The 15,118-nt window shown below is 70.2% G+C and carries 13 protein-coding genes, 1 rRNA gene and 1 riboswitch; of the genes, 2 read left to right on the top strand and 12 right to left on the bottom strand.

Annotated features, from left to right (window positions below):
• Position 1: 1 nt before the first annotated feature.
• Entirely contained in the window at positions 2-1,078 is a 1,077-nt protein-coding gene (locus AB0A94_RS18780; RefSeq protein ID WP_361745592.1) for an ABC transporter ATP-binding protein, read from the top strand.
• 49 nt (positions 1,079-1,127) lie between these two features.
• On the opposite strand, the gene gcvP is transcribed toward AB0A94_RS18780, so the two are convergent.
• Positions 1,128-4,013, bottom strand: a complete 2,886-nt coding sequence (gcvP, locus tag AB0A94_RS18775) for an aminomethyl-transferring glycine dehydrogenase (RefSeq protein WP_361745590.1) — start codon at positions 4,011-4,013, stop codon at positions 1,128-1,130.
• A gap of 174 nt (positions 4,014-4,187) precedes the next feature.
• Positions 4,188-4,283: riboswitch (glycine riboswitch) on the bottom strand.
• A gap of 115 nt (positions 4,284-4,398) precedes the next feature.
• On the opposite strand from gcvP, the gene AB0A94_RS18770 reads away from it, so the two are divergent.
• Complete coding sequence (locus tag AB0A94_RS18770; RefSeq protein WP_361745588.1) at positions 4,399-4,773, top strand: PRC-barrel domain-containing protein; 375 nt, start codon at positions 4,399-4,401, stop codon at positions 4,771-4,773.
• A gap of 10 nt (positions 4,774-4,783) precedes the next feature.
• Here AB0A94_RS18770 and AB0A94_RS18765 read toward each other — a convergent pair whose 3' ends face one another.
• From AB0A94_RS18765 to rrf, 11 genes are all read right to left on the bottom strand, one after another.
• Positions 4,784-6,172 carry a DNA polymerase IV gene (locus AB0A94_RS18765; protein WP_361745586.1) on the bottom strand — a complete coding sequence of 463 codons (1,389 nt, stop codon included), beginning with the start codon at positions 6,170-6,172 and terminating at the stop codon, positions 4,784-4,786.
• A gap of 59 nt (positions 6,173-6,231) precedes the next feature.
• Positions 6,232-6,915 (bottom strand): MerR family transcriptional regulator, encoded by a 684-nt coding sequence (locus tag AB0A94_RS18760; RefSeq protein ID WP_217135604.1) that lies wholly within the window; start codon positions 6,913-6,915, stop codon positions 6,232-6,234.
• A 194-nt stretch (positions 6,916-7,109) separates the two neighbouring features.
• On the bottom strand, positions 7,110-7,583 hold the full coding sequence (locus AB0A94_RS18755) for a bifunctional nuclease family protein (RefSeq protein ID WP_004934251.1): 474 nt from the start codon (positions 7,581-7,583) through the stop codon (positions 7,110-7,112).
• An 83-nt stretch (positions 7,584-7,666) separates the two neighbouring features.
• Entirely contained in the window at positions 7,667-8,404 is a 738-nt protein-coding gene (locus tag AB0A94_RS18750; protein ID WP_361745584.1) for a MerR family transcriptional regulator, read from the bottom strand.
• A gap of 38 nt (positions 8,405-8,442) precedes the next feature.
• Positions 8,443-9,375, bottom strand: coding sequence for an FHA domain-containing protein (locus tag AB0A94_RS18745; RefSeq protein WP_344561659.1), 933 nt, complete (start codon positions 9,373-9,375; stop codon positions 8,443-8,445).
• A gap of 61 nt (positions 9,376-9,436) precedes the next feature.
• Positions 9,437-10,336, bottom strand: coding sequence for a DUF881 domain-containing protein (locus AB0A94_RS18740; RefSeq protein WP_361745582.1), 900 nt, complete (start codon positions 10,334-10,336; stop codon positions 9,437-9,439).
• Positions 10,337-10,341: 5 nt separating this feature from the next.
• Positions 10,342-10,674 (bottom strand): small basic family protein, encoded by a 333-nt coding sequence (locus tag AB0A94_RS18735; protein ID WP_003977440.1) that lies wholly within the window; start codon positions 10,672-10,674, stop codon positions 10,342-10,344.
• A complete protein-coding gene (locus tag AB0A94_RS18730) occupies positions 10,671-11,507 on the bottom strand; it encodes a DUF881 domain-containing protein (protein WP_361745580.1) in 837 nt (278 codons plus the stop codon). The genes AB0A94_RS18735 and AB0A94_RS18730 overlap by 4 nt, the downstream gene beginning before the upstream one ends.
• A gap of 187 nt (positions 11,508-11,694) precedes the next feature.
• Complete coding sequence (locus tag AB0A94_RS18725) at positions 11,695-14,190, bottom strand: mannose-1-phosphate guanyltransferase (protein WP_361745578.1); 2,496 nt, start codon at positions 14,188-14,190, stop codon at positions 11,695-11,697.
• Between the two features lie 115 nt (positions 14,191-14,305).
• Entirely contained in the window at positions 14,306-14,914 is a 609-nt protein-coding gene (locus AB0A94_RS18720; protein WP_073934564.1) for a CDP-alcohol phosphatidyltransferase family protein, read from the bottom strand.
• A gap of 109 nt (positions 14,915-15,023) precedes the next feature.
• A 5S ribosomal RNA gene (gene rrf / locus AB0A94_RS18715) occupies positions 15,024-15,118 on the bottom strand; the annotation flags it as partial.

Here is a 15,118-nt window from a genome sequence, read left to right as displayed (position 1 = left end):
CATGCCGAAGAGTCCCGGAACCGTGCCCGACGCCGCCGCCGAGGGCCTGGACGCGCACCTCGTCGTGGACCGCGGCTCCTTCCGCCTGGACATCGCGCTGACCGCCGCGCCCGGTGACGTCGTCGCCCTGCTGGGACCGAACGGGGCCGGCAAGACCACCGCCCTGCGCGCACTCGCGGGCCTCGCCCCGCTCGGCGCCGGGCATCTGCGGCTGGACGGCGCGGATCTGCGCCGCACCCCGCCGGAGTCCCGCCCGGTGGGCGTCGTCTTCCAGGACTATCTGCTCTTCCCGCACCTGACCGCGCTCGACAACGTGGCCTTCGGGCCGCGCTGCCGGGGTGCCGGCAAGGCGGAGGCACGCGCCCGGGCCGCCGAGTGGCTCGACCGCATGGGTCTGGCCGAGCACGCGGGCGCCAAGCCCCGGCGGCTGTCCGGCGGCCAGGCCCAGCGGGTGGCCCTCGCCCGCGCCCTGGCCACCCACCCCCGGCTGCTGCTCCTGGACGAACCGCTCGCCGCCCTGGACGCCCGCACCCGGTTGGAGGTGCGCGCGCAGCTCCGCCGTCATCTGGCGGCGTTCGAGGCCGTCGCCGTCCTGGTCACGCACGACCCGCTGGACGCCATGGTGCTCGCCGACCGTCTGGTCGTCGTGGAACAGGGCCGGATCGTGCAGGAGGGCACGCCCTCCGACATCGCCCGCCACCCGCGCACCGAGTACATCGCCCAGTTGGTCGGCCTCAACCTGTACCGCGGGCAGGCCGACGGCCACACGGTGCGGCTCGACGCGGGCCCCGCCGTGAACACCACGGAGGGCCTCTCCGGGCCCGCCTTCGTGGCGTTCCCGCCCGGCGCCGTCACCCTGTACCGGGACCGGCCGACCGGCTCCAGCGCCCGCAACCTCTGGCGCTGCGCGGTCGCCGGTCTGGAGACCCACGGGGACCGGGTCCGCGCGGAGCTCACCGGCGAACTCGCCCTGGCCGCCGACCTCACCACGGTCGCCGCGGCCGAACTCGACCTGCATCCGGGCGCGACGGTCTGGGCGACGGTCAAGGCGACGCAGACGCACGCGTACCCGGCGTAGCCGCACACGCCGAAGGGGGCCCCTGTGGAGGGGCCCCCTTCGGCGTGTGTCAGTCCTCGTACGCGTCCAGCGGCGGGCAGGAGCAGACCAGGTTGCGGTCGCCGAAGGCCTGGTCGATGCGGCGCACCGGCGGCCAGTACTTGTCGGCGGCGCTCACCCCGGCCGGGAAGACGGCCTCCGCGCGGTCGTACGCGTGCTCCCACTCCCCGCCGAGCGCGGCGGCGGTGTGCGGGGCGTTGCGGAGCGGGTTGTCGTCCGCGGGCCACTCGCCGGAGCCGACCTTCTCGATCTCCGCGCGTATCGCGATCATCGCCTCGCAGAACCGGTCGAGTTCGGTGAGGTCCTCGGACTCGGTGGGCTCGATCATCAGCGTGCCGGCCACCGGGAACGACATCGTCGGCGCGTGGAAGCCGTAGTCGATCAGCCGCTTGGCCACGTCGTCGACGCTGACGCCGGTCGCCTTGGTCAGCGGGCGCAGGTCGATGATGCACTCGTGCGCGACCAGCCCGCCGGGGCCGGTGTAGAGCACCGGGTAGTGCGGCTCCAGGCGCTTGGCGATGTAGTTGGCGCTGAGCACGGCCACCTGGGTGGCCCGCTTCAGGCCCTCGCCGCCCATGAGACGGACGTACGCCCAGGAGATCGGCAGGATGCCCGCCGAGCCCCACGGCGCCGCCGAGATGGGCCCGACGCCGGTCTTCGGACCGGCCTCCGGCTGGAGCGGGTGGTTCGGCAGGTACGGCGCCAAGTGCGCCCGCACGCCGACCGGGCCGACGCCGGGGCCGCCGCCGCCGTGCGGGATGCAGAAGGTCTTGTGCAGGTTCAGGTGCGAGACGTCACCGCCGAAGTGGCCCGGCTTGGCCAGCCCCACCAGGGCGTTGAGGTTGGCGCCGTCCACGTACACCTGACCGCCGGCCTCGTGCACCTCGGCGCAGATGTCGGCGACGTGCTCCTCGAACACGCCGTGCGTCGAGGGGTAGGTGATCATCAGCACGGACAGCTCGTCGCGGTACTGCGCGATCTTGGCGCGCAGGTCCGCGACGTCGATCTCGCCGTCGTCGGCCGTCTTGACGACGACGACCTTCATGCCTGCCATCACGGCGCTGGCTGCGTTGGTGCCGTGCGCGGAGGACGGAATGAGGCAGACGGTGCGCTGCTCGTCGCCGTTGGCCCGGTGGTAGCCGCGTACGGCGAGCAGACCGGCCAGCTCGCCCTGGGAGCCGGCGTTGGGCTGGAGGGACACCTTGTCGTAGCCGGTGACCTCGGCGAGACGGTCCTCCAGCTCGTGGATGAGCGTGAGGTAGCCCCGGGCCTGCTCGGCGGGCGCGAAGGGGTGCAGCTGACCGAACTCGGGCCAGGTGACCGGCTCCATCTCGGTGGTCGCGTTGAGCTTCATGGTGCAGGAGCCCAGCGGGATCATGCCGCGGTCCAGCGCATAGTCGCGGTCGGACAGCCGGCGCAGGTAGCGCAGCATCGCGGTCTCGGAGCGGTACTGCTGGAAGACGGGGTGGGTCAGGTACTCGTCGGTGCGCAGCAGGGCGTCCGGCAGCGTGTCCTGCGCGACCGCGTCCAGGGCCTCGACGTCGCCCTCGACGCCGAAGGCGCTCCACACGGCGGCCAACCGCTCCCGGGTGGTGGTCTCGTCGCAGGCGATCGAGACGTGGTCGGCGTCGACCGGGCGCAGGTTGACGCCGTTGTCGCGGGCGGCGGCGACGACCTCCGCCGCCCGCCCGGCGACGCGCACGGTCAGCGTGTCGAAGTAGGAGCCGTGCACGATCTCGGCTCCGCCGTCCCGCAGCCCCTGGGCGAGGACGGTGGCGTACCGGTGGGTGCGCCGGGCGATCAGCCGCAGCCCCTCCGGGCCGTGGTAGACGGCGTACATGCCGGCCATGACGGCGAGCAGCACCTGGGCGGTGCAGATGTTGCTGGTGGCCTTCTCGCGGCGGATGTGCTGCTCACGGGTCTGGAGGGCGAGACGGTAGGCCTTGTTCCCGTCCGCGTCGACGGAGACGCCGACGAGCCGTCCGGGCAGGCTGCGCGCCATCTTCTCCTGCACGGCCATGTAGCCGGCGTGCGGCCCGCCGAAGCCCATCGGCACACCGAAGCGCTGCGTGGTGCCGACCGCGATGTCCGCGCCCAGCTCACCGGGCGACTTCAGCAGCGTGAGGGCGAGCAGATCGGCGGCGACGGTGACGAGCGCGCCGAGCTCGTGCGCCTGGTCGATCACCGGCTTGATGTCGCGCACGGCACCGGAGGCACCCGGGTACTGGATCAGCACGCCGTTGATCTCGCGCCCGGCGACCTCGGCGGGGATGCCCTCGCTCAGGTCGGCGACGACGACCTCGACGCCGGTCGGCTCGGCGCGGGTCTCGATCACGGCGATGGTCTGCGGCAGCGCGTCCGCGTCGACCAGGAACAGGCCCTTCTTGTTCTTGCCCATGCGCCGGGACAGCGCCATCGCCTCGGCGGCGGCGGTGCCCTCGTCGAGCAGCGAGGCCCCCGAGGTCGGCAGGCCGGTGAGCTCGGCGACCACGGTCTGGAAGTTCAGCAGCGCCTCGAGCCGTCCCTGGGAGATCTCCGGCTGGTACGGCGTGTACGCCGTGTACCAGGCCGGGTTCTCCATCACGTTGCGCAGGATGACGGGCGGGGTGAAGGTCCCGTAGTACCCGAGCCCGATCATGGAGCCGAGCACCTCGTTGCGGTCGGCCAGCGCGCGCAGCTCGGCCAGCACCTCGGCCTCGCTCCGGGCACCCGGCAGGTCCAGCGCGTCGGCGTTCTTGATCACGTCCGGCACGGCGGCGGCCGTCAGCTCGTCCAGCGAGCCGTAGCCGACCTGGGCGAGCATCTTGGCCCGGGCCTCGTGGTCGGGGCCGATGTGGCGCTGCTCGAAGGGGATTCCCTGTTCGAGCTCGGAGAGCGGAGTGCGAGGGGCGGTCATTGAGGAGGCCTCCTGGTCCGACGACCTTCGAGGGGCACCACGGCGCGGGTGCCCGGACGGCCTCCCCCTCTGTCATCTCAACCTGAGAGCTTCACCGGACGGCCCGAAGGCGCCCGGTTTTCACCGTCGGTGAGAGCGGAAGCCGTCGACATCCGCCCTGCTTTCCAGAGTGACCTCGTCCGTGCGGTACGTGTGCCTGAGAGATTCCGGGGAGGATTTGCTCCTTCGGCGCCTCCGATGGTGTCCGGAGGGCTCTCCCGCACGGGGTCAGCAGCCGTTTGCCAGCGTACCAGCGAGCACCACACCAATAACCTCCGAGTGGCCGTCCAGCCGATTGTGCCGTTCTGTAGTGCTTACGGATGAGTTTGCGACCAGTGGAGGGCCTGTGCAGACTGACATCGATCCGCGCCACCTGATCGGCCGCAAGGCGTTCGACCGCAACGGAACCCGGATCGGCACGATCGACGAGGTCTACCTCGACGACGCCACCGGCGTACCGGAGTGGGCGGCGATACGCACCGGCCTGTTCAGCAGGGACGCCTTCGTCCCCCTGGAACCCAGCGACCTCGTCGACGGCGCCCTCCACGTCCCCTTCGAACGCGCCCTCATCAAGGACGCCCCCGACTTCGGCGTGGGCCGCCACCTCTCCCCCGAACAGGAACTCCAGCTCTACCACCACTACGGCCTGGACCTCGCCGCTCCTCCTCCCCTCCCGGACCGCGACTTCGGCAAACTCGCCGGGAACGACAGGCCGTCCTGATCCGCCCCGCTCACCCGCCCTCCGCCCGCACCCCTCCGTCGGCCCCCGCGCCCTCGGTCTCCCCGGGTCTTCGGGACACCAGCGGCAGCGGTTCCGCCGGTTGCAGAGCCGGGTCGTCGACGCGGAAGGTCTTCACCCGGCCCGGCTCCGAGTCGGGTGTCTCGAAGCGCACCGTGACCCGGCCCAGCCCGCTGCCCTGCACCCATCCGGGCCCGTGCACGGCGTGCCGTACGTCGTGCCCCGCCGGCCAGCGCCGCTCGGCGGGCGTCTCCGGCTCAGGTGCGGGCGCGGCCTCGGTCTCCTCGTGCGGAAGGTCGTCCACCTGCCCGCCCGCCTGCGCGAACAGGTCCTCCTGCGTGTAGTCGGCCAGCCCGCTGACCCCGACGCCCAGCAACCGCACCCCGCCCGTCGTGTCGACCGAGTCCAGCAGCCGCGCGGCCGCCTCCCGCACCACCGCCGGATCGTCCGTGGGGCCCCGCAGCGTCTCGGACCGGGTGAGGGTCGAGAAGTCGTACCGGCGTACCTTCAGTACGATGGTCCGCCCCGACAGGCCGGCCGCCCGCAGCCTGCTCACGCACCGGTCCGCGAGCCGCCGCACCTCCGTACCGACCCGCAGCCGGTCGTGGATGTCCACGTCGTACGTGTCCTCGACCGACACCGACTTGGTCTCCCGCTCGGCCACCACGGGCCGCTCGTCCCGGGCGAGCGCCATCGCGAACAGCGCGTGTCCGTGGGCCCTGCCCAGCAGCCGTACGAGCTCGTCCTCCCCGGCCTCGGCGAGCTCGTCGACCGTGTGGATCCCCGCCCGCCGCAGGTGATCACCGGTCGCCGGCCCGACGCCCGGGAGGGTGCGGACCGGCAGCGGCCCCAGCAGGGCCCGCTCCGTGCCCGGCTCGATCAGCACCAGTCCGTCCGGCTTGGCCTGCTCCGAGGCGATCTTCGCCAGCATCTTGGAGGCCGCGAGCCCCACCGACCCGGTGAGCCCCGTGACCGCTCGTATGTCCGCGCGCAGCTTCGCCCCTGCCAGGCGCGCCGACCGCTCGTCCCAGGCCGCACCGCCGGCCTCCAGGTCCACGAACGCCTCGTCCAGACTCAGCGGCTCCACCAGTGGTGACAGGGCCTTCAGCAGCCTCATCACCTGCTCGCTGATCGACCGGTAGAGAGCGAACCTCGGCACCAGATACGCGGCGTTCGGCGCGCGCCGCCGGGCCTGCGCCATGGGCATCGCCGAGTGGACGCCGAAGATCCGTGCCTCGTACGAGGCGGTGGCCACCACACCCCGCGGCCCGAGCCCGCCCACGACGACCGCCTTCCCGCGCAGGCTCGGCTTGGACGCCTGCTCCACCGAGGCGAAGAAGGCGTCCATGTCGAGGTGCAGGATCGTGGGCGCGGATCTCACGTCTCCGATGCTGCCCTACGCCACTGACAACGGCCGTTCCCGGACGTCCCCGGACAGCCTCAGACCGCCTTGTTCCGCCGCCGGGCCAGCTCGTCCATCGGGTTGTGCCCGACCAGGGTCTCCCCGGTGTCGACGCGCTCCCCGTGCAGCTGGGACAGCGCGCTCTCCACGTCCCGCCACACCACGCCCACGGCGATGCCGAAGACACCCTGGCCACCCTGGAGCAGGGCGTGGACCTCGTCGGGCGAGGTGCACTCGTAGACCGTGGCCCCGTCGCTCATCAGCGTCATGCGCTCCAGGTCGCTGAAGCCGCGCTCACGCAGGTGCTGGACCGCGGTGCGGATGTTCTGCAGGGAGACGCCCGTGTCCAGGAACCGCTTGACGATCTTCAGCACGACGACGTCGCGGAAGCTGTACAGCCGCTGCGTGCCCGATCCGTGGGCCGGCCGCACACTCGGCTCGACCAGCCCCGTACGGGCCCAGTAGTCGAGCTGCCGGTAGGTGATACCGGCGGCGGCGCAGGCCGTGGGCCCCCGGTAGCCGATCTGCTCGGACGCCATGGATGTCGCCCCTCCGCTGCTCGGCACGGCCGTCGGTCGCTGCGGAGCCTGGTCGATCGCGCCGCCGTGCGCGGGATGCCCCCCGCTCGGACGGAGCCGGGAGCTCTGGGGAGGGTACGGCCCGCCCGCCCCGAAACCGCGCCCGGGGGCACCCCCAGCCGTACCGTCGCCGCTGCTTCTCACGCCGACCTCCGTCCTTGACCTGCCTCCTCGAAGGTAGGCAGTCACCAAGGGTGCGTCAACGATCGCCACACTCGGCACGCCGAGTGATAATCACCCTAAGAGTGGTTTCCCGTACCTCACCGCGGGGAAAGGCTAGCCGAATGCGCTCGGCGCGAGCCACGACGGCCGACCCGGGTGGCGGCCGCCGACCGCCCTCACTGGTTACTGGTTCCGAAGTCCTCCGGCGAGATCTGGTCGAGGAACTCGCGGAACTTCTCCACCTCGTCCTCCTGCTCGTCCGGGATGGCGATCCCGGCGTCGTCGAGCACCGTGTCACTGCCGTAGATCGGCGTACCCGTCCGCAGGGCCAGCGCTATGGCGTCGGAGGGGCGGGCACTCACCTCGACGCCGCTGGCGAACACCAGCTCCGCGTAGAAGACGCCCTCGCGCAGATCGGTGATGCGCACTTCCGTGAGCTCCTGCCCGACGGCTTCCAGCACGTCCTTGAACAGGTCGTGGGTCAGCGGCCGTGCGGGTGCCATGCCCTGCTGGGCGAAGGCGATGGCCGTCGCCTCCCCCGGTCCGATCCAGATGGGGAGGTAGCGGTCGCCGCCCACTTCACGCAACAGCACGATCGGTTGGTTGGAGGGCATCTCGACCCGGACACCTACGACATCGAGCTCGTTCACACAGCAACCCTAGGCCGTGCCCGGGACGTTTGGGTAGTCGGGCGGGGAACGGGTGGCCGATCCGGGCCCCGCGCCGCTCCGTCTCAGGGCAGCCGTATCCCGAGCGCCGCCTGCACCAGCGCCGCGTGCAGCTTCACCGTGAGCCCCGCCAGCTCCTTCGTGCGCGCCTGCGCGTGGGCCCTGGTCTGCGGATTCCGGTGGCGCTTCAGCGGGGCGACGACCTGGTCCACCAGGCCGGCCTCGCGGTCGGCGGCGGCCTTCATCGCCCTCAGATGACGCGGCTCGATCCCGAACCGCCCCAGCTCGGTGATGAGCCCGGCGACGGTGACCGACTCGGCGTCGTACACGCCTTCCTCGACCGGGACGAGCAGCCCGTACGACTCCCACTCAGCGAGCATCCGCTCGTCGATGCCGGCGGCCTCCAGCAGCCGGCCGCGCCCGATGCGCGCCGCCGTGGACTCCTCGGCGGGCTCCTGACCGGTGTCCCCGTCCCCCGGACGGCCCAGCACCGGCAGCTGGACGGCCTCGCCTCGCTCCATGGCGTCAAGGTGCTCGCGGATCACCTTGAGCGGTAGATAGTGGTCGCGCTGCATGCGCAGCACGTGACCGAGGCGCTCGACGTCCCCGGCGCCGAACTTGCGGTACCCCGACGGGGTCCGCTGCGGCTCGATCAACCCCTCCGACTCCAGGAAACGGATCTTGGAGATGGTGACCTCGGGGAACTCCTCGCGCAGCACGTTCAGCACCGCGCCGATGCTCATCAGTCCGGTGCCCGCGGCGGCGGCGCCGTCGCCGGCACCGCCGCTCGGTGTCTGAACCATGAACCTTCCCTGGGGTCCCCCGGACGGATCCGAGGAGGTCAGTAGCCCCGCTGGCTCGCGTAGAAGACCAGCCGGTACTTGCCGATCTGCACCTCGTCGCCGTTGGACAGGGCGACCTGGTCGATCCGCTCCCGGTTGACGTACGTGCCGTTCAGGCTGCCCACGTCGGCCACGGTGAAGGAGCCGTCCGGACCGCGCCGGAACTCCACGTGCCGACGGGAGACCGTCACGTCGTCCAGGAAGATGTCGCTCTGCGGGTGACGCCCGGCCGTGGTCAGGTCGCCGTCCAGCAGGAAGCGGCTGCCCGAGTTCGGCCCGCGGCGCACGACCAGGAGCGCGGAACCCATCGGCAGCGCGTCGACGGCCGCCTGCGCCTCGGGGGAGAGCATCGGCGTCGGCGTCTGGCCGGTGGCCTCCGCGTCGTAGGCCTCGAGACCGGAGATCGAGATCGTGGACGTCGTCTCCGAGGGGCGTTCGGGAGTGACCCCGGGCCTCAGCGGCGCGCCGCAGTTGGAGCAGAAGCGGCTGTTCTCCGCGTTGCGGTTACCGCACCTCGTACACACCAGGGCCGACATGGACGGATCCTCCTGCCGCGGCTGCCCCCCAGGGGCGTGGGACGCGTACGGGTCGGAGAACCCTCCCCCCGTACCCGATGTCGACGGCTGCCCGAAACCTATGCCGCCGGACTGCGCAGGGTCAACGGACGGCGCGCCCTGACCCACCTGGTCCCGGTACAGCGGACGCTGGCCTTCCGCCTCAGGCTGTGCGCGATGACGAGCGGTCGCGTTGTCGCTGCCCTCTCGCCGCGCGCTCTTGCCGAACAACTTCGCAAACAACTTCACGGGCGATTCCCCTTGACCGAAACAGACCCGCCCGTGGGGCAGGACGAACCCTGACTGAACACATTGGCCGACCCGGACATCTTCACAACGTCCGCCTCCGCCAGACAGTTTCCACCACGCACCACCCATTCGGTGCGTCGACCCCCCGCAACCTCATGCCCTCGCCGAACACCCCTCATGCACCCCCGGTTCACCGGGAGGACGACCGAGCGTAGTCAGGCCGCTTCACCGCTCGCAAGGCATCCACGACGATCTTGGTCGACCGCTCCACGGTAACGGTGGCCTGTTCTTTCTCGAGAGTCTGCACCACGCCTCCGGGGATGTTGAGCGCCGGCTCGAGGTCCTGCGGCTTGCCTATGACCTTGAAACGATAGGGCGCGGTGATCTTGTTCCCGTCCACGCCGACACCGTTCCCGGAGTCCGTCAGGTAGGTCCCCGCCACCACCCGCACACCGTTCACCTGGATCGCCTCGGCACCGGCCGCGCGCAGCTCCTGGACGGCGTCGAGCAGCATGTTCGCCTCCACCATCCCCTTCGTGTCCTCGATGGTCATCGTGATCCCGGGCCCCTGCGCGGCCACGGTGCCCGCCAGTACGCCGAGTTGCCGTTCCTTCTCGATCGTCTGCCTACGGGCCTCTTCGGCCTGGTCGGAACTGTTCTCCAGTTCGTCGCGCTGCTTCTCGAGTCCCTGCTTCTCGTCCTCAAGACGCTCTGTGCGGTCGTCTAGTTCATCGAGGATGCGCACAAGATCTTCCTGACGTGCCCCGCGCAGCGCGCTGTCGCCGTCGCTGTTCGACGCCACCTGAACGGCCAGACCGAAGCCCAGGCCGAACAGCAGCAGGGCCACGATGAGTTGGGCCCGGGTCACCCTCGGCGGCCACAGCCCCTTCACCAGCCGCTGCCGGCCGGTCAGACCGGGCGAGAGCTTCGGAACGTCCTCCTCCGCGGGTGCGGGTGCCCTCGTGGGCACCCCGGCGGGTACCTCCGCGGGCAATTCCCTGCGCAGGCCGGCCGCGGGCGCGGCGTCCGGAGCGGGCCGCGGCGGGGACACCGCCGGGCGCGTCGTCTCGTTGTGCTCGTGCTCACTCATCGGCCTCACGCCCGGAACACATGCCTGCGGATCGCCGCGGCGTTGGAGAAGATGCGGATGCCGAGGACCACCACGACGCCCGTCGACAGCTGGGCCCCCACGCCGAGCTTGTCGCCGAGGAACACGATCAGGGCGGCGACGACGACGTTCGACAGGAACGACACCACGAAGACCTTGTCGTCGAAGATGCCGTCGAGCATGGCCCGCAGCCCTCCGAACACGGCGTCGAGCGCCGCGACGACGGCGATCGGCAGGTAAGGCTCGACGGCCGCCGGAACCTCGGGCCGGACCAACAGTCCGGCCACGACTCCCACGACGAGGCCCAGTACGGCGATCACGATGCGTCCTTCTCGGTTATCGGCTGTGCGGTACGTACGATCACACTCGGTGCGGCGGACAGCCGGACGTCGTCCTCCACGGAGATGGCCGTCCGGATCCCGTAGTTCTCCTGCAGGACATGCAGATACAGCCCGTCCGCGCTGTTCTGGAACCGGTCGCTCAGCTCTCCGCCGTTCCCCACCGCGAGCACCGTGTACGGCGGCACCAGCGGTCTGTTGTCGACCAGTATCGCGTCTCCCGCGGCCCTGATCGCCGACAGGGCTGTCAGCCGCTGCCCGTTGATGGAGACGGCCTCGGCACCGGACTCCCACAGACCGTTGACCACACGCTGCATGTCACGGTCACGAACCCGCCCGGTGTCGGAGAAACCGGAGGCCGACCGGGCGTCCCCGTCACCGCCCGTGCTCGCGTCCTTGGCGTCGTCCACCACCAGTCGCACACCGGGCCCGTGCACCGCGGTGGCGCCCGAGAGGATGCCCACCAGTGTGGACCGGTCGCCTCCGTCACTGTCCCGGAGCGCCTCGCGCTGCCGCTCGCTCACGTCGGCACGCAGCTCGTCGACGCTGTCCTCAAGCCTGTCCGCGGCCTCGGTCTCCTGATCGATCCGGTCGATCAGTTCCTCACGCTCCTTGGCCACGACGGGAGCCGCGACCCTGGCCTGCGCGGCACCGACGGTCACGATCAGAGCGGCGAGCACCAGACCGCCAGCCAACCCCAGCTTCGCCCTGAGCGTCTTCGGCATGCCACCGCCGCCGTCGGCCTTCCGCCGCGCGGCGGCCTCGGCGTATCCGTCGTCGAGGCTGTGGTCCATGACGTTGGTGATCAACGACATGGAGGCATCCGGGCGAGCGGGCCGCGCGGGTGTGCTCCGAACGGGGGGTTGCTGCGGCATGCCGCACATCGTCGCACGCCGCAGCCCCTACCTCCGAACGGACCTACCGGCGTGCCGGACAGGCCCCGTTGGGGACACTTGTCCGGCACGCACGCGTACCGCTCGTTTTACCGCCCGCGTCGGCCGCTCACCGACCCGCGCTGTCCACGACCGCCGCCCACTCGTCGAGCAGGGCCTGCGCGGAGGCGTCGTCGGGCCCCTCGGCCCACAGATGGGTGACCGCCTCGGCCGGGTCGGGCAGCACCATCACCCAGCGGCCGTCGGTCTCCACCACACGCACGCCGTCGGTGGTGTCCACGAAACGGTCGCCGGCCGCCTCCACGACCCTCCGCATCACCAGGCCCTTGACGGCCCACGGGGTCGCCAGATCCCGCTTGAGCACGTGCGCCCGCGGGATGCGCGCGTCGATCTGGCTGAGCGTGAGCTGGGTGCGCGCCACCAGTCCGATGAGCCGCACGAAGGCCGCCGTGCCGTCGTAGACGCTGCTGAACTCCGGGACGATGAAGCCGCCCTTGCCGTCACCGCCGAAGATCGTCCCTTCCTCACCGCCCACACGCGTGAGGTCGTCGGGCGACGTGGTCGTCCATTCGACCTGCGTGCCGTGATAGGCCGCGACCTGCTCGGCGATCCTGGTGGTGGTCACCGGGAGCGCCACCCGGCCGCTGCGCCGCTCGGACGCGATGAGGTCGAGCATCACGAGGAGCGACCGGTCGTCCTCGATGATCCGCCCCTTCTCGTCGACCAGGGACAGCCGCTCACCGACGGGGTCGAACCGTACGCCGAAGGCGGCACCGGAGGACGCCACGATCTCCCCGAGCCGGACCAGCCCCGAGCGCCGCATGTCGGCCGTCTCGGTCGGCCTGGACTCGTCGAGACCGGGGTTGATGGTCAGCGAGTCGACGCCCAGCTTGCCGAGCAGACTCGGCAGCACCAGGCCGGCACTGCCGTTGGAGGCGTCGACGACCACCTTGAGTCCGGACTCCGCGATGCCGGTGATGTCGACGTTCCGCAGCAGAGAGCCCGTGTACGAGTCGAAGACACTGGCCGGGAAGTGCAGATCCCCGATCTCCCCGGGGAACGCGCGCCGGTACTCCTGCCGCGCGAACACCCGGTCCAGCTTCCGCTGGCTGCCCTGGGAGAGGTCGGCGCCCTGGCCGTCGAAGAACATGATGTCGACGGAGTCCGGCACACCGGGCGTGGTCCGGATCATGATGCCGCCCGCGCTGCCCCGCGCGGTCTGCTGCCGCGCCACGGGCAGCGGCACGTTCTCCAGGTCCCGTACGTCGATGGCACTGGCCTGCAGCGCGGAGATGACCGCCCGTTTCAGCGCACGGGCACCACGGGAGTGGTCGCGGGCCGTGGTGACGGTCGAGCCCTTCTTCAGGGTCGTCGCGTACGCGCCGGCCAGCCGCACCGCGAGTTCCGGTGTGATCTCGACGTTCAGGATCCCGGACACGCCCCGGGCCCCGAAGAGGTGCGCCTGTCCCCTGGACTCCCAGATCACCGAGGTGTTGACGAACGCTCCGGCCTCGATGGTCTTGAACGGGTAGACCCGCACATTGCCCTGGACGATCGATTCTTCACCGATCAGGCACTCGTCACCGATGACGGCACCGTCCTCGATCCGCGCGGCCCGCATGATGTCGGTGTTCTTGCCGACGACGCAGCCCCGCAGATTGCTGTGCGGTCCGACGTACACGTTGTCGTGGACGACGGCCTTGTGCAGGAAGGCGCCGCTCTTCACGACGACGTTGGACCCCACGACCGTGTGTTCGCGGATCTCCGCGCCGGCCTCGACCTTGGCGTAGTCGCCGATGTACAGCGGCCCGCGGAGCACGGCGTCGGGGTGGACCTCGGCGCCCTCGGCGACCCACACGCCCGGGGAGATCTCGAAGCCGTCGATGTCGACGTCGACCTTGCCCTCCAGGACGTCGGCCTGCGCCTTCACATAGCTTTCGTGCGTGCCTACGTCCTCCCAGTAGCCCTCGGCGACATAGCCGTAGACGGGCTTGCCCTCCTTCATCAGCTGCGGGAAGACGTCACCGGACCAGTCGACGGGCACATCGGGCTCGACGTAGTCGAAGACCTCGGGCTCCATGACGTAGATGCCGGTGTTCACCGTGTCGGAGAAGACCTGCCCCCAGGTCGGCTTCTCGAGGAAGCGCTCGACCTTGCCTTCTTCGTCCACGATGGTGATGCCGAATTCCAGCGGATTGGGGACGCGGGTCAGGCAGACCGTGACCAGGGCGCCCTTTTCCTTGTGGAAATTGATCAGCTCGGTGAGGTCGAAGTCGGTGAGGGCATCACCGGAGATGACGAGGAAGGCATCGTCCTTCAGCGCCTCCTCGGCGTTCTTCACGCTCCCTGCGGTACCGAGTGGCTTCTCCTCGTTGGCATAGGTGAGCTCCATCCCGAGTTCTTCGCCATCACCGAAGTAGTTTTTGACGAGCGATGCAAGGAACTGGACGGTCACAACGGTTTCGTTGAGCCCATGCTTTTTGAGCAGCCGCAGAACATGCTCCATGATCGGCCTATTGGCCACCGGCAGGAGCGGCTTGGGCATGCTTGAGGTCATGGGGCGAAGGCGGGTGCCTTCACCCCCGGCCATCACGACGGCCTTCATGTCGGAAGCGTCCTCCTCGAAGAGACGACGGTCTAGCCGATTTCACCCGCCAGGATTGTCCCGCACTTTTCTACTGCGGGCCATCGCACCACCTTGTGCGTGCCAATCAGCGAGTTCAATCGGCCACGGCGTCCGCACGAACCAGACGGCGGACTTGGACCACGTAGAGCACTCCTGCCCACCAATACAGAGTTGTACCCCATCCGGCGAACGCCCATCCGAAAATAGCAGCGAGTGACGAGATCCAGCCAGTTCCGTCACTGAGCAGGAGCAGTGGGAAGGCGTACATCAGGTTGAAGGTGGCGGCCTTCCCCAGGAAGTTCACCTGCGGCGGCGGATAGCCGTGCCGCCGGAGGATGCCCACCATGACCAGGAGAACCAGCTCACGCGCCAGCAGAACGGCGGTCAGCCAGAGCGGCAGAATCTCGCGCCAGGTGAGGCCGACCAACGTCGAGAGAATGTAGAGCCGGTCGGCGGCGGGGTCGAGCAGCCGGCCGAGGCTGCTGATCTGGTTCCACCGTCGCGCCAGCTTGCCGTCCAGGTAGTCGCTGACGCCGCTGAAGGCCAGCACCAGGAGGGCCCAGCCGTCGCTCTTCGGACCGCCGAACTCCGGCCTCAGGATCAGCCACAGGAACAGTGGTACGCCAACGAGCCGCGCCATGCTGAGCATGTTCGGGATGGTGAGGACGCGGTCTGTCTGGACCCGCGTCTCCTGGACCTCCACCCGGGATCCTCCTGTGGGAAAAGTGTCGACGCTGTCCCCCGACCTTACCTCAACGCAAAAAAGCTCTGGCTCTCGGGCTGTATGCCCAAGAGCCAGAGCTCTAAAAGGAGTTCGGCGGCGTCCTACTCTCCCACAGGGTCCCCCCTGCAGTACCATCGGCGCTGTAAGGCTTAGCTTCCGGGTTCGGAATGTAACCGGGCGTTT

The organism is Streptomyces sp. NPDC044984 (assembly GCF_040646935.1).
Taxonomy (GTDB): Bacteria; Actinomycetota; Actinomycetes; order Streptomycetales; family Streptomycetaceae; genus Streptomyces.
This window is presented reverse-complemented; position numbering and strand designations above follow the sequence as displayed.